Origin of the sequence: Aliirhizobium cellulosilyticum, from assembly GCF_014198105.1 — a bacterium.
Taxonomy (GTDB): Bacteria; Pseudomonadota; Alphaproteobacteria; order Rhizobiales; family Rhizobiaceae; genus Neorhizobium; species Neorhizobium cellulosilyticum.
On the sequence record NZ_JACIGW010000002.1, the window covers coordinates 710,091 to 729,931 of the forward strand.

General features: G+C 61.6%; 15 protein-coding genes. 9 read left to right on the forward strand and 6 right to left on the reverse strand.

The genetic code is table 11. The features are described 5' to 3' along the window. Positions 1-113: 113 nt before the first annotated feature. Entirely contained in the window at positions 114-1,322 is a 1,209-nt protein-coding gene (locus GGE33_RS12195) for an acetyl-CoA C-acetyltransferase (RefSeq protein ID WP_183823411.1), read from the reverse strand. 65 nt (positions 1,323-1,387) lie between these two features. Next, positions 1,388-3,181, reverse strand: a complete 1,794-nt coding sequence (locus GGE33_RS12200) for an acyl-CoA dehydrogenase C-terminal domain-containing protein (RefSeq protein ID WP_183823413.1) — start codon at positions 3,179-3,181, stop codon at positions 1,388-1,390. Between the two features lie 459 nt (positions 3,182-3,640). Here GGE33_RS12200 and GGE33_RS12205 point away from each other — a divergent pair, with 459 nt between their 5' ends. The 4 genes from GGE33_RS12205 to GGE33_RS12220 all read left to right on the forward strand — a co-directional run bounded on the left by GGE33_RS12205 (position 3,641) and on the right by GGE33_RS12220 (position 11,471). Continuing rightward, positions 3,641-7,525: a peptidoglycan-binding protein gene (locus GGE33_RS12205; protein WP_183823415.1), complete on the forward strand. Its 3,885-nt coding sequence runs from the start codon at positions 3,641-3,643 to the stop codon at positions 7,523-7,525. 331 nt (positions 7,526-7,856) lie between these two features. Beyond that, positions 7,857-8,783, forward strand: coding sequence for a TSUP family transporter (locus GGE33_RS12210; protein ID WP_148148286.1), 927 nt, complete (start codon positions 7,857-7,859; stop codon positions 8,781-8,783). Continuing rightward, positions 8,783-9,583 (forward strand): TIGR02186 family protein, encoded by an 801-nt coding sequence (locus GGE33_RS12215; protein ID WP_183823417.1) that lies wholly within the window; start codon positions 8,783-8,785, stop codon positions 9,581-9,583. The genes GGE33_RS12210 and GGE33_RS12215 overlap by 1 nt, the downstream gene beginning before the upstream one ends. An 85-nt stretch (positions 9,584-9,668) precedes the next feature. Then, complete coding sequence (locus tag GGE33_RS12220; protein ID WP_183823419.1) at positions 9,669-11,471, forward strand: chloride channel protein; 1,803 nt, start codon at positions 9,669-9,671, stop codon at positions 11,469-11,471. A gap of 48 nt (positions 11,472-11,519) precedes the next feature. On the opposite strand, the gene GGE33_RS12225 is transcribed toward GGE33_RS12220, so the two are convergent. After that, positions 11,520-12,308 (reverse strand): DUF4394 domain-containing protein, encoded by a 789-nt coding sequence (locus GGE33_RS12225; protein ID WP_183823421.1) that lies wholly within the window; start codon positions 12,306-12,308, stop codon positions 11,520-11,522. A 287-nt stretch (positions 12,309-12,595) separates the two neighbouring features. On the opposite strand from GGE33_RS12225, the gene GGE33_RS12230 reads away from it, so the two are divergent. The 4 genes from GGE33_RS12230 (at position 12,596) to GGE33_RS12245 (ending at position 15,402) form a co-directional block, all read left to right on the forward strand. Then, positions 12,596-13,147 (forward strand): sigma-70 family RNA polymerase sigma factor, encoded by a 552-nt coding sequence (locus tag GGE33_RS12230; protein WP_343062449.1) that lies wholly within the window; start codon positions 12,596-12,598, stop codon positions 13,145-13,147. Next, complete coding sequence (locus GGE33_RS12235; RefSeq protein ID WP_183823423.1) at positions 13,144-13,869, forward strand: anti-sigma factor; 726 nt, start codon at positions 13,144-13,146, stop codon at positions 13,867-13,869. Before GGE33_RS12230 ends, GGE33_RS12235 begins: the two co-directional genes overlap by 4 nt. Positions 13,870-13,971: 102 nt before the next feature. Then, positions 13,972-14,889 carry an alpha/beta hydrolase family protein gene (locus GGE33_RS12240; RefSeq protein WP_183823425.1) on the forward strand — a complete coding sequence of 306 codons (918 nt, stop codon included), beginning with the start codon at positions 13,972-13,974 and terminating at the stop codon, positions 14,887-14,889. A 75-nt stretch (positions 14,890-14,964) separates the two neighbouring features. Continuing rightward, positions 14,965-15,402 carry a universal stress protein gene (locus GGE33_RS12245; protein WP_183823428.1) on the forward strand — a complete coding sequence of 146 codons (438 nt, stop codon included), beginning with the start codon at positions 14,965-14,967 and terminating at the stop codon, positions 15,400-15,402. On the opposite strand, the gene GGE33_RS12250 is transcribed toward GGE33_RS12245, so the two are convergent. The 3 genes from GGE33_RS12250 to GGE33_RS12260 all read right to left on the reverse strand — a co-directional run bounded on the left by GGE33_RS12250 (position 15,393) and on the right by GGE33_RS12260 (position 19,229). Further along, entirely contained in the window at positions 15,393-15,728 is a 336-nt protein-coding gene (locus GGE33_RS12250; protein ID WP_183823430.1) for a hypothetical protein, read from the reverse strand. The two genes, GGE33_RS12245 and GGE33_RS12250, sit on opposite strands and share 10 nt — an antisense overlap. Positions 15,729-15,777: 49 nt before the next feature. Beyond that, the gene (gene pdeM, locus GGE33_RS12255) at positions 15,778-16,509 is read right to left on the reverse strand and encodes a ligase-associated DNA damage response endonuclease PdeM (protein WP_394353665.1); all 732 of its coding nucleotides are present in this window, start codon (positions 16,507-16,509) and stop codon (positions 15,778-15,780) included. A 164-nt stretch (positions 16,510-16,673) separates the two neighbouring features. Beyond that, positions 16,674-19,229, reverse strand: coding sequence for a ligase-associated DNA damage response DEXH box helicase (locus tag GGE33_RS12260; protein WP_183823432.1), 2,556 nt, complete (start codon positions 19,227-19,229; stop codon positions 16,674-16,676). 95 nt (positions 19,230-19,324) lie between these two features. On the opposite strand from GGE33_RS12260, the gene GGE33_RS12265 reads away from it, so the two are divergent. After that, positions 19,325-19,828: an RrF2 family transcriptional regulator gene (locus GGE33_RS12265; RefSeq protein ID WP_183823434.1), complete on the forward strand. Its 504-nt coding sequence runs from the start codon at positions 19,325-19,327 to the stop codon at positions 19,826-19,828. The last annotated feature ends 13 nt before the right edge of the window (positions 19,829-19,841 follow it).

The following is a 19,841-nucleotide window of genomic DNA, read 5'->3' on the forward strand; positions in this document are numbered from 1 at the left end:
GCGGTTGGGCCCCTCCCCCTTGTGGGGAGGGGTTGGGGAGGGGATCTTCATTGTCGTGAGACCCCTCCCGCCTGCCGGCCACCCTCCCCACAAGGGGGAGGGTTAAGACCCTCTCAAACCCGCTCGATCACCGTCGCCGTGCCCATGCCGGCGCCGATGCAGAGGGTGACCAGTGCGGTGTTCAGGTCGCGGCGTTCCAGTTCGTCGAGAACGGTGCCGAGGATCATCGCGCCGGTGGCGCCGAGGGGGTGGCCCATGGCGATGGCGCCGCCGTTGACGTTCATGATGTCGTGGCTGATATCGAAAGCCTGCATGTAGCGCAGGACCACGGCGGCGAAGGCTTCGTTGAGTTCGAACAGATCGATATCGGAAATCTTCATGCCGGTGCGGGCGAGAAGCTTTTCGGTGACGTCAACCGGGCCGGTCAGCATCAAAGCCGGGTCGGAGCCGATATTGGCGAAAGCGCGGATACGGGCACGCGGCTTGATGCCCATGCTCTCGCCACCCGCTTTCGAGCCGATCAGGACGGCAGCAGCGCCATCGACTATGCCCGACGAGTTGCCGGCATGGTGGACATAGTTGATCTTCTCGATTTCCGGATGGGCCTGAATGCCGACGGCTTCGAAGCCGCCCATTTCGCCCGGCATCTGGAAGGAGGCGTTGAGGGAAGCGAGCGCCTGCATGTCGGTTCCCGGACGCATGTGCTCATCGCGGTCGAGGATGATCAGGCCGTTCTGGTCTTTTACGGGAATGACGGAGTTGTTGAAGTAGCCGGCATCCCAAGCTTTTCCGGCGCGTCTCTGGCTTTCGACGGCATAGGCATCGACGTCATCGCGGGAAAAACCGTATTTGGTAGCGATCAGATCGGCCGAGACGCCCTGGGGCATGAAATAAGCCGGGAAGTTGACCGAAGGATCCATGTACCAGGCGCCGCCGGACATGCCCATGCCGACGCGGGACATCGATTCGATACCACCGGCGATGACGATGTCGTCCGAACCGGCGGCGATCTTGCCGGCGCCGAAATTGATGGCGTCGAGGCCCGAGGCGCAGAAACGGGAGATCTGCATGCCGGGGGCTTTGGTCGAATATCCGGCCTCGAAAGCGGCGGCCTTGGGGATGACGGCGCCACTATCCATCACCGGATCGACGCAGCCCATAATAATATCGTCGACGGTTGCCGTATCGAGATTGTTCCGGTCGCGGATGGCTTCCAGCGTTTTGGCGGCGAGGCGGACGGAGGGGACCTCGTGCAGGCTGCCATCCTTCTTGCCGCGACCGCGCGGCGTGCGCACGTGATCGTAAATGAAGACTTCGGTCATGGTGTTGTCTCTCCCGTTTTCCCTTTCAGGGCGGCACTTCGGAGCGCCTTGTCCTTAGAAATGGTTCAGAATGCTTCCGCAGCCAGTTCCATCACACTGTCGCTGCCCGCCTCGATGCGCACCTTGCGCAACGCAGTTTCCGGCATGATCTTTTCCATATAGAAACGCGCGGTCACCAGCTTGTTCTTCAGATACTCCTCGCGCGGGTCACCACTACCAAGCTTTTCCTGAGCGGTTTTTGCCATCCTGGCCCACATATAGCCCAAGGTCACGAGGCCGAAGAGGTGCATGTAATCGGTAGAGCCAGCGCCGGCATTGTCCGGCTTGGCCATGGCGTTCTGCATGAACCACATGGTTGCGGCCTGCAGGTCGTTGAGGCCCTTCTTCAACGCCTTGGTATAGGGAGCCATCGTTTCGTCGGCGCGGTTTTCCTCGCAGAAATCGCCGATTTCCTTGAACATGGCCATAACGGCGCGGCCGCCGTTTAAGGCCAGTTTGCGGCCAACCAGGTCGAGCGCCTGGATGCCGTTCGCGCCTTCGTAGATCATGGTGATACGGGCATCGCGGACATACTGGCTCATGCCGTGTTCCTCGATGTAGCCGTGACCGCCGAAAACCTGCTGGGCCATGACGGCGTGGTCGAAACCCTTGTCGGTCAGCACGCCTTTGAGGATCGGCGTGGCGAGGCCGAGAAGGTCGTCGGCGTTCTGGCGTTCGGCCTCATCCGGCGAGCGGTGGGCGATGTCGGATTTCAGCGCCGTCCAGAGCAGGAAGGCGCGGCCGGCTTCGTTGAACGACCTGATCGTCATCAGCGAACGGCGGATATCCGGGTGGACGATGATCGGATCGGCCTTCTTGTCCGGGGCCTTGGCGCCGGAGAGCGAACGGCCCTGGATGCGCTCGTTGGCGTAAGCCACGGCGTTCTGGTAGGCGGTCTCGGCGATCGACAGGCCCTGCAGGCCGACGCCGAGGCGGGCCTCGTTCATCATCACGAACATGGCCGACAGGCCCTTGTTCTCCGCGCCGATCAGGTAACCGGTGGCATCATCATAGTTCATGACGCAGGTGGAATTGCCGTGGATGCCCATCTTTTCTTCGAGTGCGCCACAGGTGACGCCGTTGCGGGCGCCGAGCGAACCGTCTTCGCCGACCATGAATTTCGGCACGATGAACAGCGAGATGCCTTTGGTTCCTTCCGGTGCGCCTTCGATGCGGGCGAGAACCAGATGGATGATGTTGTCGGTCATGCCGTGTTCGCCGGCGGAGATGAAGATCTTCTGGCCGGAGATCCTGTAGGAACCATCACCCTGCGGCACGGCCTTGGTACGCAGAAGACCGAGATCGGTGCCGCAATGGGGTTCGGTGAGGTTCATGGTGCCAGACCATGTGCCCTCGACCATTTTCGGCAGATAGGTGGCCTTCTGCTCATCCGAACCATGGACAAGGATGGCGGCGATCGCGCCCTGGGTCAGGCCCGGATACATCATCAGCGACATGTTGGCCGACGACATGTATTCGCCGACAGCGGCGTGCAGCGTATAGGGAAGCCCCTGCCCTCCGAATTCTTCCGGCACGGCCAGACCGATCCAGCCGCCCTGGCAATATTGATCGTATGCTTGCTTGAAACCCTTCGGTACGGTGACCGAGCCATCATCCCTTCGGCTGCAGCCTTCCTGATCGCCTGACAGATTGAGCGGAAACAGTGCTTCCTCAGCCACCTTTGCCGCTTCACCGAGGATCGCCTCGATCATGTCCGGCGAGGCATCGGCGAAACCGGGCAGGTTGCCATAGCGCTCAAGGCCCAGAACATCGTTGAGAATAAAAAGCGTATCAGTGGTCGGGGCCTTATAGATTGGCATCGATGAGCATCCTCCCTGTCATCTTCATCGGCAGCACCACTCCTTCTGCGCTTCGTTTCCGAAAGCGTCCCGATCAAGGGCCGCTGCGCTGACACTGCCAATTCTTGCATTCGTCATTTAATTGACGTGCGCGTAAACGTCAATTGGTACTCACACGCAATTTATGAGGCACAGGCTCCGAGATAGGGCGGGCAGGTGCGAAGTCAGCCGCGGCATAAATATTAGAATGTCGTGAAATAATTAAAATCTGGAGCACCTTTAACGGGTTGTTTACCATGTTTGCAGAGATAGTAGGCGATCTGACGGTTCGGTGCGTTTGCTTCGAAAAGCGTTCAAACCGTCACAATGGCAAGTCTTGCGTAAGGTTTCTCTAATATTCAGTTTTACTCATGGAGGAATACCTCCGGGGGAAACGTTCAGAGTCGGACCGGCAGGATCAACGTCGAAACGAGCGAGCACATGAACGGATCACGATCGGCACATCCCCGTCACGGCGACCGAGACCGCTCGTCGCTGGATGCGCTGAGCCGCACAATCGAGGGACTGGAAGCACGCATCCAGGGCCTGATGGCGGGTGGACGCGCGCCATCGCAGACACCGATCCAAGCACAGGTAGTCGCACCGCAAAGAGCCATTGACGACAATCGACAGCCGCGTATGCCGGCCGGGCCTGATCCGCGTGCGAAGGCGAGCCCCGTCGATGCGGGCTACGCGGAGCGTGCGCGCGACCCGCTGGCGGAAATCCGCGAGCGGCAGCGCATGCTCGAACAGGCAGGCCAGAGCAGCCGCCGTTTTGAAAACAGTGCAGCAATGCCTGCAGCACCCGCTCGCACCGAACAGCGCACCGGCACCCGCCGCGAAGACATTCGCCAGCCGGCGGTTGCCACGCGCGTGGCCGAGGCCAACCAGCGCCGCGCCGACATTCGTGAATTTACCGAGACGCTTTCCGGCCTGAGGCATGATCTCAAGCGCGACATTTCCGAAGGCGTATCGCACGAGATGCGGGCGCTGAAGGATGAAGTGCGTGCGATCCGCGCCCAGGCAGAGGACTCGCGTTTCACGCAGGATGTGCAGGCGGACCTTGCACGGCTGGCCCAGGGCATCGACCAGCTTGCGATGCAATCCGCTCCAGGCGCTTCGGGCTTGCGTTCCGAATTCGAGGATTTGCGGACCGTCATGGACGGGCTTGCCCGGCAGGAATCGCTGCGGCAGATGCAGGACCAGTGGGTAGGGCTGGAAGAACGCCTTCAGGACGCCGACACGAGTGCGCTGCGCGAAGAACTGGTGGCGCTTGCCTACCGGGTCGACGAAATTCGCAACCAGCTCGGCGTGATGGCGGACAGCCCGACCATTCGCGCGCTGGAACAGAAGCTGCTGGCGCTTGCCGGCATGATGGAACAGCTCGGCTCTCGCATGAAGCCGAATGACGCGGCGATCACCGAACAGTTCAGCCAGTTGGACCACAGGCTGGACGAGATCAGCCGCGCAATTGCCGCCAATTCCCGAGCCAGCGCTGCCAATGCGCAGGACGAGCTTGCGATGCAGCGGCTGCAAGACCGGCTTGAAGACCGGCTGGCCGGGCTGATGGAACAGGTGGAAACGATCGGCCGCTATACTGCCGACCAGAGCGCCACCGACGGTCTTTCCATGCGGATCGAGCTGCTCGCCGGCAAAATCGAAGACATGGCCGAGGAGCAGGCAACGGCACAGCTGCAGGAGCGTATCGAACAGCTTTCGGTGCTGGTGCAGCAGATGCATGTTCCCGGCCAGCAGGAAGACGTCACCAACTACCTTTCCGACATTTCGCGCAAGATCGATGCGCTGGACACGAGTTTTGGCGCCGAGGGGCTTGGCGAGCGGCTCGATTATCTGTCGCACCGGATTGAGGAGATGGAACAGCAGCCGCGGCCCCTGCATGCCGATGACGGCGCTTTCGTGCGGATCGAGGACAGGCTTAGCGCGATTGCAGCGCAACTGGACGAGGCAACATCCGCTCCACGCAATGACGACGAGGCGCTGCGCGGGCTGGAAGCCCAGATTGCCAATCTTTCGACGCTGATTTCGCAGCCGAGCAGTACGCCCGCCGCATGGCCGCCGGAATTCGACAGCCGCATGGCGGCGATCGAAGGCTATATGGCGACCAATGACGAATATATCGTCGAGGCCGCCCGGCAGGCGGCCGAAGCGGTGGTCGAGGCCTATTCACGTAATCTGAGTGCCGGCGCGCCCGGCACAAGCGGAGACATGGCGGCACTTGCAGCCCTTGCCGACGACCTGAAGCATCTCGAAGAGCTGACGCGCGGTTCCGAAAGCCGGACACACCAGACGTTCGAGGCACTGCACGGCACGCTGGTGCAGATCGCCGAACGGCTGGACCAGCTGGAAGGCCAGTTTGCGACTGCGCCTGCCGTGTCCTATCGAAACGAAGAGCCTGTTCGCCAGCCGGCCTTTGCGGCTGCGCCGATCCAGCGCGACATGCCGGTGGCGCGCGAGGCGGCACCCGTTGCGATGCCGCCCGTTTCAGCCGAAGCGGATCGTGAACTGGCCAACCTCGACATGCCGCGCACGGAAGCCCGGTTGAGAGAGACCAGCGCGATCGGTTCCACCATGGCCGATCATGTTCCGGCGATGCTCTTGCCGGTCGATGCCGAGACGGACATTGAGGACGAAGAAAAGCCTGCGAAGAAGAGCCTGCTCGGCGGGCTGGCCAAGCGCCTTCTCCCCGGCTCGAAGCAGGACAAGCCTGCCAAGGCACGCACCTTCGTCGACCCGACGCCATCGATCGATCCTTCGGCAGACGATGCCGTGGTTGCCGGCGACATGCTGGAGAGCGAAGGCGAAAACGACCTTCTGGAGCCGGGTTCAGGTGCACCAGACGTTCGCAAGATCCTCGAGCGGGTGAGAGCCAGCCAGGCAGCGGGAGAATTCGGCAGCGAGCGGGGTGGCGATCGCACAGGCGACCGCGCCGACTATATTGCTGCTGCCCGCCGGGCCGCAAAGGCCGCCGCGCAGGAGGCCGATCCTTCCCAGATGGGCTCGCTTGCAAAGGCCAAACCCGCCAAGGCGAAGCCTGATATCGGCAAGGCAGAGAAGGAAAAGGGCGCATCGGCCTTTTCGCGCCATCGCCGGCCGATCCTGATGGCAGTCGGCGCCGTGCTTCTGGCGCTGATGGCAATGCCGCTGATCAAGACCGTGACGAGCGGCAGCCCGGCACCGCAGGTAGCTTCGGTCGAGCAGCCGGTGATTGCGGCCGCTCCCGAGGCAAGCGCGCCGACGCCTGCCGCTCTGGTTCCGCAGACGCCGGCGGCTTCCGAGGCTCCGGTCTTACCGCAGAGCGCTGCGCCCGAGATAACTGCTCCGCCGGTGGAGCAAATGGCAAATACACCCGAGGCTGCAGCGCCGCAGGCAAGCGATTCGGATGTGGTTGCGGAAGCTCCGGCGGAAGACCTGCCGGCGGCACCGATCGCACCGGTCGAACACGCCTCGATCGCCGTGCCTGCCGGTATCGAGCCACAATCGATGGCCGATGCGGCAGCGGCCGGTGACGCCAATGCGCTGTTTGAAATCGGTGCACGCTTCAGCGACGGCCGCGGAGTTACGACCGATCTCGGCGAAGCCGCCAAGTGGTACAAGCTTGCAGCCGATCGCGGTCTTGCGCCGGCTCAGTATCGGATGGGCAACCTTCTGGAGAAGGGAACCGGCGTCGAGCGCAATCTCGGCGAGGCGATTTCCTATTATCGTCAGGCGGCGCAGGCGGGTAATGCCAGCGCGATGCACAATCTCGCGGTTCTTTACGCTTCGGGGGCTGCCGGCCAGCCGGACTATGCGGCGGCCGTCGAGTGGTTCCGCAAGGCAAGCGAGCACGGCGTTGCCGATAGCCAGTTCAACCTCGCGATCCTCTATGCCCGCGGCAACGGCGTGCGCCAAGATCTCGAAGAGAGCTACAAGTGGTTCGGCGTAGCTGCCAGGGGTGGCGATACGGACGCTGCCGCCAAGCAGGAAGAGGTGGGCAAGGCGATGCGCAAGGAGCAGCTGGAAAGCGCTCGCGCCAAGCTGAATGCCTGGACCGCCAAGCCGCTCGACCCGAATGCCAATGCAGTTAACATTCCGGACGAATGGGTTTCCGGCAAGAAACTGACCACTGCATCGATCGACATGACCAAGGCGATCCGCAACATCCAGGCCATTCTCAACAAGAACGGTTTCGATGCCGGCACGCCGGACGGCAAGATGGGCGCCAAGACGGTTGCGGCGATCAAGGCGTTCCAGAGTTCGATCGGCCAGGAGCCGACCGGCAAGGTGGACGACGCGATGGTGCGTGAACTTCTCAAGCGGAATGGATAAGCTCCAGTCGCCGGACCGGAGACGGCATGTCCGTTTTCGGTCCGGCTTTTTTGGTGCGCCCACGCATATCTCCAATCACGACTAAAACGACCGGGTTTGCGGTGACGCGGCATATTCGCCACGCCGCTGAGAAAACGGCCGAATCAAAGGCTTGCGATACCCTGACGCGCCCATGCGGGTTTGACAGCCTGACGCCTGCGCAGGCATGTGGAGCAGACATCTTCATGCCTTGTTCACCCGGCATGTGAGACACTTTCCCACCACCTCATCAGACAAGCGAGAAATCGCCTGCTGGACGAGGTTGTTCTGTTTCGCCTTGTCGGGGTCAACCGTGACGATCTACCTGCCCATAGCAGAGCTTTCGGTGAATATTTTCATCATCCTCGGCATGGGTGCGGCCGTCGGTTTCCTGTCCGGCATGTTCGGCGTCGGCGGCGGGTTTCTGATCACGCCGCTCCTGATCTTCTACAATATTCCGCCCGTCGTTGCGGTCGCGACCGGGGCGAACCAGGTGGTCGCGTCCTCGGTTTCCGGCGCGATCACGCATTTCCGGCGCGGCACGCTGGACATGAAGCTCGGCACGGTGCTGCTTGTCGGCGGTCTTGTCGGGGCGACGGTCGGCGTGTGGATCTTCTCGTGGCTGCGCAGCATCGGCCAGCTCGACCTGTTCATCTCGCTTCTCTACGTCGTGCTTCTGACGACGATCGGCCTTTTGATGCTGCAGGAAAGCCTGCGCGCCATGCGAAAGGCGAAGCTCAACCAGCCGCTTCCCTTGAAGCGTCCCGGCCAGCATAACTGGGTGCACCGGCTGCCGCTGAAGATGCGGTTCAAGAAGTCGAGGATCTATCTTTCGGCCATTCCGGTGGTGACGCTCGGTTTCCTGATCGGCATCCTCACCTCGATCATGGGTGTCGGCGGTGGCTTCATCATGGTGCCGGCGATGATCTATCTGTTGCGCATCCCGACCAATGTCGTTGTCGGGACGTCGCTGTTTCAGATCATCTTCGTCACCGCCTATACGACCATGGTGCAGGCGGCGACCAACTATTCCGTCGATATCGTGCTTGCCTTCATCCTGATGGTGGCGGGTGTTATCGGCGCACAGTACGGCGTACGCGTCGGGCAGAAGCTGCGCGGCGAACAGCTGCGCGCTCTTCTGGCGCTGCTGGTTCTGGCGGTCGGCATCCGACTTGCCGTCGGCCTGTTCATCCGCCCGCAGGATCTCTATTCGGTTGCAGTCGGAGGGATCGGTTACTGATGTTTTGCCGTCTCGCCCTCCTCTTCTCGCTGCTGCTGATCCCTGCGACCAACGGATTTGCGCAAATCCCGATGGGCGAGGCTTCGACCGCCAAGGAAGGGCTCGATATCGGGGTTTCGACCAACGAGATCGCGATCGCCTCGGATTTTCGCGGGGCCGACCTAACCGTGTTCGGGGCGATGACAAATCCGGACGAACTACTGCTCGCGATCGGCAGCTATGACATCATCGTCACGCTTGAAGGCCCGCGCGACTATGCCACCGTGCGCAAGAAGGAGCGCATCTTCGGCGTCTGGGTGAACACGGATTCGATGATCTTCGAGCAGGTGCCGGAAAGCTATTCGATCGCCAGCACCCGCCAGCTCGACGACCCCACACAATTGCCGCCGATCAATACGGCGGGTGTCGGCATCGAACATCTGGCGCTCAATCCGATCGGCTATATCCGCGATGTCGGCGAGCTTTCCGATTTCCGCGAGGCTTATCGACGACTGAAGCTGGCTGGAGGCCTTTACCAGAAGGAAGCGAGCGGCGTTCGTTTCGTCTCATCCAGTCTGTTCCGCGCCTCGCTCAGGCTGCCGGCCAATGTTCCGGACGGGGTGCATATCGTGCGCGCCTATCTGTTCAAGAGCGGTACGCTGCTGACCCAGCGCGAAATTCCGCTCCGGGTGGTCAAGACCGGCCTCGAACAGGCGATCACCGACACCGCTCATAACCAGCCGTTTGCCTATGGCCTGCTCTGCGTGCTGATTGCGCTGGTAACCGGCTGGGGTGCCAGCATCGTCTTCCGCAAGGATTGATCACCTCCGACCTGTTGCCGCCGTCTTTGCTTCGGCGAAACCTACACTAGTTAGCGATCGATATCGCAAACCCAGACTGCCCAAGATGTTGAAACGCCTCCTCGACCGCCTGCCAGATCGATTGCCCGATTGGCGCCACCTGCTGCATCCGACCCAATTGCGCATATTGATCAGGCGCAGCGAATTCGGCCTGATCGCGATGGCGGCTGTGGTCGGCGTGCTTGCCGGGCTTGCGGTGGCGGCGATGAGTTTCATCGCCCATGAGGTCCAGGTGCTGATCTTCGGGATCGGTCCCGACGAGAGGCTTAGCGCGGCAACCTCGCTCGATCCGATGGTGGTGCTCTGGGCACCGGCCGCAGGCGGCGTGGTGATGGGGATCGTGTTCCTGATCCTAAAGAAGTGGCGCAAAAAGCCGATGGTCGACCCGATCGAGGCCAACGCGCTGCATGGTGGCCGGTTGTCGCTGACGGACAGTATCGTGGTTGCGGTACAGAACCTGATCTCCAACGGTTTTGGCGCCTCGATAGGACTGGAGGCAGGCTATACGCAGCTTTCGTCCGGTATCGCCTCGAAGATCGGTCTCATTTTGCAATTGCGCCGCTCGGACATGCGCATTCTCGTTGGCTGCGGGGCGGCAGGCGCAATCGCTTCGGCGTTCAACGCACCACTGACGGGCTCTTTCTACGCTTTCGAGCTGATCATCGGCACCTATACGATTGTCAGCCTTGCGCCGGTGGTCGTCGCGGCACTGGCCGCGACCTTCGTGACACGGCTTTTCGTCGGCGACGAATTCATGATCGATATCGGCGAGATCGGCACGGTCGTTCCGGCAGACTATCTTCCAGCCGTCATGCTCGGGATTGTGTGTGCGGGCTGCGGCATCCTGCTGATGAAAGGTGTCTCGAAGGTTGAGGAGCAGGCGCGCAAAAGCTCGATCTCCCCCGTCTTCCGTCCCGCGCTCGGAGGACTGATCGTGGGGCTGCTGGCGCTGATCGATACGCGGGTGCTTTCGGCCGGACACGGCGCGCTGCACGAAAGCCTCAACCAGCACATGGCGATCGGGGCGGTGATCGGACTTCTGCTGCTCAAGTCCGTTGCATCGGCAATCACCATCGGCGCCGGCTTCCGTGGCGGCCTGTTCTTCGCCTCGCTGTTTTTAGGCGCGCTTATCGGAAAACTGTTTGCCTATTCGACGCCGTTCCTGTTTGCCCATGCAACGCTGACGCCGGTCATCTATGCGGTGGTCGGCATGAGCGCGATGGCAGTGGCGGTGATCGGCGGACCGCTGACGATGACGTTTCTGGCGCTGGAAGTGACCGGCGACTTTCCTATCACCGCGCTGGCGCTTGCGGCGGTCATCACGTCATCGGTCGTTGTGCGCACCAGCTTCGGCTACTCGTTCGCGACGTGGCGTTTTCACCTGCGCGGCGAAGGAATCAGAAGCGCGCATGATATCGGCTGGATCCGCAACCTGACGGTGGACAAGCTGATGCGCTCCGATGTGAAGACGGCGCAGGCGGGAATGACGCTCGACGAGTTCCGCAAGGATTTTCCGATCGGTTCAACCCAGCGCGTGATCGTAATCGACGAGACCGAAAAATATGTCGGGATCATTCTTACCCCGGAAGTCTATTCGGCAGCGACCGAGGGCGGCGAGGAGAAACCAGAGCTCTCCTCTTTCATCCGCTACAAGAACGACGTGCTGCTTCGAAGCATGAATGCCAAGCAGGCGGCTGCAATGTTCGACCGGACGGAGGCGGAAGCGCTGGCGGTGGTGAACAACCAGATCGAGCGCAAGGTGGTCGGGCAGCTTTCCGAAAGCCACACGCTGCGGCGTTATACGGAAGAGCTGGACCGGCGGCGGCGCGAAATGTCAGGCGAGATTTAGAGGCAGGCTGAAGCGAAGCCGGAACTCCGCCCCAACCTTTGCACATGATTACATGGCCGGGAGGATGACGATGTCGCGCACCTCGTTTTCGGTGCCGGTGATCGGGCCGATTTCGGTGGCCGCACCGGTCTCAAGATTGACGGTATAGAGCGTCTTGTTTGCGGCCAGATAAGCAGTATTCTTGCCGCCGTCCTCACCGTGGATGTCGAAGGCGTATGTTGCCGGCATCTGCTTGATGCCCAGCTTGCCGATCGCCTTCAGGGTGCCGTCATTCGGCTTGGTCTGTTGGATCAATGCGCCGATGGTGGCATCGATATTGTACATCGCCGTCTTTTCGGGTTTGCCGATCGAATTGGTGTAGGACGCCGCGACGATGTTCGGGGTTTCGCCCTTGTGCATATCGCCCTCTTCAAAAGCCAGAGCACGATCGACCGTGACTGCTCCGGTATCCGGGTGGACACGATGGTTGGTGGTGCCGGTCATGAAGCGCAGACGGTCGGCCATCGGGTTGAAGTCGACGACGACCGGCGCTTGCGTCATGGCCAGCATCTTGTCCATCTTGGCGACTTCCGTGGCCGCGCCGGTTTCAAGGTTGATCGAGACGATCGCGTGATCGGGCGTGACGCCGATGACCGTCTTGTTGCCGGGGCGGAAATCGATGCCGACCAGCTTGTCGACGCCGGTGACATCCATGGTCTTGGTCACTTCCGGCTTTGCGGTGTCGAACATGACGAGCGTCTTGTCACCGGTGAGGCCGAGGACCGGGGCCGCCATTGCAGCGGCAGCAGACGCGGCAAGCATGGTGGACGCGACGAGCGCGGTGCGAAGGGTTTTCATTTTGTCTCTCCCGTTGTGTTTCCAGCATGATGAAGAGCGGTAGGGCACACGGCCTCTGAAGCACTCCCGATGTGTAGACACATGGCGGGACGCCTTTGGATGCAGCCGTTGAAAATATTTATTTGCCGCGCATCCATTTCCGCATCGGGCGTGTCTTCCATATGCAGTCTCAGGATGACTGCGGGAAACGTGAAACTCTGGACGAGCGCATGTCCGTCGCTAAAACTGCAGAGATGGAATATTCGCAACTGCGCGATTATTCGGGGAGAGAGGACAGCCTGGCCTTGGTGACAGACCAATCGACGGACTTCAAGGCGGCGCTTGCCGCCTGCGCCAAGGGCGACCGGCGCGGGTTGCGCGACATATTCGATGCAGAGGCCGGCCGGCTGGTGACGGTGGCACAGCGGATCGTCAAACGCCGTGAGCTTGCCGAAGAAGTCGTGCAGGAAGCGTTCATTCGCATCTGGACACATGCGCATCAGTACAGGCCAGAGCAAGGGTCGGCGCGCGGCTGGATCTACGCGATCGTGCGCAACCGGGCGCTCAACATGCTGAGAGACGGGAGCCGGGAAGACCTGATCACGGAAGATCAACTGGAGACCATTCAGGACGCCGAGCAACTGGAACAGATCATGGCGGCGTGGCACAGGCTCGACCATAACAGCCGGCTGAAAGAGTGCCTTGGCCGCCTGGAAGAGACGAGACGGCGCGGCATATTGATGGCCTATGTGAGCGGATATACCCACGGGGAAATTGCCGGTCGGCTGAAACTTCCGCTCGGCACGGCGAAGTCTTGGATAAGGCGCGGACTCCTGACGCTGCGGGAGTGCATGGCATGAAGTTCGCTACCGAAAATGTTGCCCATATCGCCGACGAATATGTGCTTGGTCTGCTGAGCGAAACAGACGTGGCGGAGGTGGAAAACGAGATCGAGCGCAATGCCACGCTTGCCACAGCCGTTGCGGAAGCGCGCGAGCGATTTTTGCCACTCGACACCAATGTCGATCCGGCCGCCGTGTCTCCGGTTCTGTGGCAAGCCATCGAGGCCCGGCTGCCGGAACAGGCCGCGGTGGAGGTGCCATCCATCGCCTCCGTTTCGCCGAGAGTTCCGACAGCGGGTAATGACAATGTTCGCTCCGGCTGGCGGTCGGCGGCGATTTCAGCGATTGCCGCCTCGCTGATCCTGGCCGTGGGTCTGGTGTGGAGCGTGACGCGCACGATCGAGCCGCTGGTCGTAGCAGTGCTTGTCAACGAGGCCGGCGAGGTTCAGGCGGTGGTCGAGGATTTCGGAAACGATACGGCCAGCATCCGGCTTCTGGCGGATTTCAGTGTGCCCGAGGACAAGACGATGCAGGTCTGGACGCTTCCTTCGCGTGAGATGGGGCCAATGTCGCTCGGCCTGCTGGAAGATGCTCATTCCGCACGGCTGAGCGGGTCGACGCTGCCGAAGCCGCAGGATGCGCAGCTTTACGAAATCACGCTGGAACAGGCCGGGGGATCGCCGACCGGGCGACCGACCGGGCCCATCCTAGCCAAGGGGTTTGCCAAGCTGGCGCGTTGACACCGTGCTGCCGGAAAGGCGCAACCCCTGCCTTGGGATAATTGCGTGGTCGATTTGCCCGACTATTCTCCGCCTTGCGGGGAAGTCAGCCGGGAGGATCGCATGGCCGAAATCGCGCAATCGACATCCCGCCCAACCGGGATTTCGACAAGCCTGACCTGCCGGGACGGCGTGCCACTGAACGGTCATATCTGGCCAGCGCGAGGAAGGCCCATCGCTCGCGTGATCATCAACGCCGCCACCGGCGTGCTTGCCCGTTATTATCACTATTACGCGGACTTCCTTGCCGGCGAAGGGTTCGATGTATTGACCTATGACTATCGCGGCATCGGTCTGTCGCGGCCGGAAACCCTGCGCGGCTGCGGGTATCGCTGGCGGGACTGGGGCGAGCAGGATTTCGATGCGGCGCTGCGGTTCATGACCAAAAGAGCGCCGGAACTTCCGTTGATGGTAGTGGGGCACAGTATCGGTGGTTACCTGCCGGGGCTTTCTACCGAAGCGCACCGGATAGACCGGATGCTGACGATGGGGGCGCAATATGCCTGGTGGGGAGATTATGCGGCAGGGCATCGATCGAGGTTGTTCTGGCGCTGGCACATGGTGATGCCTGCCTTGACCGCGATCTACGGGTATTTTCCCGGCAGGAAGCTCGGCTGGCTGGAAGATCTTCCGGCTGGTGTCGCCAATGAATGGAGCTTTCGCGGGCCGCGAATGGAGCGGACGCATCCGAAGCATGAACGCGAGGCTGTGCTTTCGCGATTTGCCGCCGTCACCGCGCCGATCCTGGCGATCTGCGTGACCGATGATGATATAGGTTCGGCCGCGGCGATCCGGCGGACGCTTTCCTATTATTGCAATGCCGAGCGGATCGAAGCCAGTCTATCGCCATCGCATTACGGGCTCGATGCAATCGGGCATTTCAGCCTTTTCCACTCCCGCCATGCCGGCGGTTTCTGGAAGGATACGCTCTCGTGGCTGAAGGATGGCGTGAACCCCTTTGGGAGCAGCGCTTCGGTTTGAGACAGGTCAATGTGCGACAATCGGCCGGTGCCAAGATGATCTCGACCAGGGAGGTCACCCAAGGAGGTCAACAAAATGTTCAAACATATCCTCATCCCGACCGACGGTTCGCCGCTATCGACCCAGGCACTGGAAAAGGCGCTCGATTTTGCGCGCGAAAGCAATGCGAAGGTGACGGTGCTGGCGGTGATCGAGCCGCTACAGGTGTTTACCGTCTATCCCGTCGGCATGGACATCGCCTATGCCGAATACGAGCAGCGCGCGAACGAACAGGCAGACGGCATTCTGGCCGATGCGAAAGCGGCCGCCGCACAGCGCGATCTGACCTGCGAAGCGATAAAGCTCCAGAGCGTCGATCCGGCCGGATGCATCGTCAAGACAGCAGAAAAATATGGCTGCGACGCGATCGTGATGGCATCGCACGGACGTTCGGGCTTCAAGGCATTCATGCTCGGTAGCGTGACGATGAAGGTGCTTGCCGGATCGAAACTGCCGGTGCTTGTTTACAGGTAAGAGAACAGACGTTCGGCTACATCCAGCGGCAAGAAAAGAATGATAGTGGAGGTTCCGCTGTCATCAAATCGACAGTCGGTTATGGCGACGCTCACATATTGGAGCGCACCTCCCTCAAGATAGCCAGCGTGGACATGCCGACCGTCGTTGCATTCCAAACTGAACTCGGCTTCTCCATCCTCGGCGCGGATGAATGCCCATGTCCGCCCGCTGCCGGGTGGGAGCTGGAGGAGGCTGTCCCATACCGATAGCCGGCCACCCAAGAAATCTTCTCGGTTGACCCGCAGGATGATCAGATTGGACCGATATCCGACTGCAGCGATCAACACTAGAACCGCACAGAGGAGGGCCACTACCTTCGCCGTTTGATTCATATCAGCCCATCAGGCTGCCGTAGCGCACCGAATAGATGCGATCGCGGCCGAGGAGATGGGCGACAAGCGTTTCCTGCTTGAACAGGCCCTGCATGGCCCGATGGCGGAGATCGAGGCCGCCGGTGAGAACGCCGAAGGCCGGCATGAGCAGGCGGTGGCCGTCGCTGGCGAAACACGGGCGACGAACCGACTTTTCGCGGCGCCGGACGGTAGCGGCGGGATGGAGGTGCCCGGCAATCTCGCCCTTTGCCGAAATCAGGCTGGGTTCGTGGCGAAAAACCAGCCCCCCATAAAGAAGTTCGTCGCTCGAGATGCCCGGCAGGTCTGTGGTTCCGTCGGGATCGTGGTTGCCGTTGATCCAGATCCAGTCGCGGCCGCGCGCCATGTCCGTGATCATTTTTCTCAGGTCCGCAGGCAGGTGTTCAGAGCCGCTGCGATCATGGAAATTGTCGCCGAGCGAGACGACGAGTTTCGGCTCATAGCGGGCAATAACGGCGTTGAGGATATTAAGCGTGGCGATCGTGTCATAGGGCGGCAGCATCATGCCGCGGCGGGCGAAGGCCGCGCCCTTTTCCAGATGCAGGTCGGAGACGACGAGGGTCTGCGTTTCCGGCAGGTAAAGGCCGCCCAGCGGATCGCAGACGGCGGCGATGCCGTGGACAAGGATTTCCTCGGCGCCGGTGGGTTGGCCTGTTACGATGGTGCGGGGGCTAAGCCCGAGGCGGTGCATCAAGGTCGTTTCGTCTTTCCTGTCAATGTCGAGGGCTGCCCCTCACCCGCCCTGCCGGGCACCTTCTCCCCGTACTGACGGGGAGAAGGAGACTTGTGGCACCCGTACAGCCCCGATCCGCTACACCGAGCAGGGCAAGTCCCCTCGCCCCGCTTGCGGGGAGAGGGTTAGGGTGAGGGGCGATCGCCAACCGAAACGGTGGACAATCCAGCCTCCGCAATCAATTCATCCGCCGCCTCCTGCAGCACCGCATCCTGCGCCTCGCCCGGTACCTGCTCCTTGCCGATCTCCAGCATGATCGGCACCGCCAGCGGCGAGACGCGATCGAGGTCACGGTGGGTGATATGCCCCTTGATTCGGGACAGCATATCGCCGAGACGACCGATATCCAGAAGCCCGGAAGCGGCATCGCGGCGTGTCGCCTCCAAAAGCACGTGGTCCGGCTCGTGGGAGCGCAGCACGTCGTAGATCAGGTCGGTCGAGACCGTGACCTGACGGCCGGTCTTTTCCTTGCCCGGATGACGACGTTCGATCAAACCGGAAATCACGGCGCAATTGCGGAAGGTGCGCTTGAGCATGTAACTTTCGTCGAGCCAGGCTTCGAGATCGTCTCCCAACATGTCCTCATCGAAGAGGTCGGAGAGGCTCAGGGAGCCATCGGCGATCATCGCGCCGAGATCGTTCAAGCCCCAGATGGCGAGCGAATAATCGGTGGCGACGAAGCCGAGCGGGCGGGCGCCGAGGCGTTCGAGACGGCGGGTGAGCAGCATGCCGAGCGTCTGGTGCGCCAGGCGGCCCTCAAAGCAGTAAGCGATGAGGAAGAAGCGTTTGCCGCGCGGAAAGGTCTCGATCAGCAGCTCGTCCTGTTTCGGCAGCATGGAGCGTTCGAGCTGGATATTCAGCCAGTCGCGGACCTGGTCGGGTAGGCTGACGCGGCGATCCGGATCGGCCAGCATGGCGCGGACCTGGTCGGCCAGATAGGTGGTGAGCGGAAACTTGCCGCCGGCATAGGCGGGGATTTTCGGATCGAGCGAGAAGGCGTTGGAGACGAGGCATTCGTTTTCGCGGATGCCTTCGAAGCGCAGGACTTTACCGGCAAACAGGAACGTGTCGCCCTGGACCAGCTGTTCGAGAAAATATTCCTCGACCTTGCCGAGCGACATGCCTCCCCTGCCTAAAGTTCCCTTGGCATTGCGTTTGACGAGACGGACATTGAGTTCAGCGGCTTCGACGATCGTACCGAGGTTCATGCGGTACTGCTGGGCGATCTGCGGATTGGAGACGCGCCAGCGGCCGTCCTCTTGTCTGCGTATCCTTGCATAACGCTCGTAGGAGCGCAGGGCGTAACCGCCGGTGGCGACGAAATCGACGATGCGCTCGAACATTTCCCAGGAGAGGTTCGCATAGGGCGAGGCGGAGGTGATCTCATCGTAAAGTTCGACCGGATCGAAAGGTTCGGCACAGGCCATGCCAAGCACATGCTGGGCCAGAACATCGAGAGCACCCTCGCCTACCGGCGGCGTATCCTGCGCGCCGAGATAGTTGGCATCAAGGGCTGCCTGGCACTCCATGACTTCGAAACGGTTGGCGGGGACGAGTATCGCCTTCGACGGTTCGTCCATGCGGTGGTTGGCGCGGCCGATGCGCTGGGCAAGCCGCGAGGCGCCCTTCGGCGCGCCGACATGGACGACCAGATCGACATCGCCCCAGTCCAGCCCCATGTCGAGCGTCGAGGTGGCGACGACAGCGCGCAATCTGTTGTCGGCCATCGCCGCCTCCACCCTTCGGCGCTGGCTGGCATCGAGCGAACCGTGGTGGAGGGCGATCGGCAGATTGTCCTCGTTGATGGTCCAGAGCGACTGGAAGAGAAGTTCCGCCTGGAAGCGGGTGTTGACGAAGATCAGCGTGGTCTTGTGGCGCTTGATCTCCTCGTAGACCTCCGGGATGGCGTAGGTGGAGACGTGGCCGGACCAGGGGATGCGGGTTTCAGTGCCTAAAATGGTGATGTCGGGGGCGGCACCGCCGGTGACATGGACGAGGCCGGCGGGAGGTGCCGGATGCTCTCCCTGAGGGACCAGCCAGCGCTGCAGGTCCATCGGGTCGGCGACGGTGGCGGAAAGGCCGATCGTCTGCATTTCTGGCGCGTGCTTGCGGAGACGCGCGAGGCCGAGCGAGAGGAGATGGCCGCGCTTGGAGGTGACGAGTGAATGAAGCTCGTCGAGCACGACATATTTCAGGTCCTTGAAGAAACGTCCGGCTTCCTTGTTGGCAAGCAGAAGCGCCACCTGCTCCGGTGTGGTCAGCAGAATATCGGGCGGGGTGAGCTTCTGGCGCTGGCGCTTGGATTGCGGCGTATCGCCGGTGCGGTTTTCGACGGTAACCGAGAGGCCCATTTCGGTGACGGGCTTCATCAGGTTGCGCTCGATATCGACGGTCAGCGCCTTCAAGGGCGAGATGTAAAGCGTGTGGATGCCGGTGAAGGCGGAACCGGGCGGGATATTTCCGCGGGTGACGAGATCGGTAAGCGAGGGCAGGAAACCGGCAAGCGTCTTGCCGGCACCGGTCGGCGCGATCAGCAGCATGTTCTCGCCGCCCTGCGCGCGGGCCAGAAGTTCCAGCTGGTGCGCGCGCGGTTGCCAGCCCTTTTCACCGAACCATTTGAGGAACGGCGTGGGCAGGGTCGCGGCCTGATTGCCGGAGGGTTTGGTTTCGACGAGATCCACGGAATGAAAGATAAGCTTTCATCAGCGGAAATGAAGGCCTATTGACACGGCCCCGACAATCATGGATAAATTTTATCCGTGATAAGGAGATGGAAATGAAACTGAGTGACGGCGTCGAACAGGCAATCCACTGTGTGGGCATGCTCTCCGGCCTTTCGGAAGGTGGGGTTCTGTCTGCGGCGGCGCTTGCCGAATTTCACGGCGTTTCGACCAGCTATCTCCTGAAGCACCTGCAGGCGCTTTCCGGCGCCGGTATCGTTGCCACCATGCCCGGTCCGAAAGGCGGCTACCGGCTGGCGAAAACACCGGACCGGATCAGCCTGCTCGACATCGTGCTGGCCGTGGAAGGGCCGGCACCGGCGTTTCGCTGCGCGGAGATCCGCCAGCGTGGGCCGAACCCGCTGCCGGGGCGGTATTTTACGAAACCCTGCGGAATCAATGCGGCGATGCTGAAGGCCGAAAAGGCCTATCGCGCCGAACTTGCCAAGGTGACGATGGCATCGATCCTGGCGGAGCTTGCAGCGGACGATGACGGCGGGATCGCCGCCCGTGGCTGCGCCTTCATGGAAATCAACGAACGCAAATCGGCCCGTGGATAGGGCCCGAAACCCT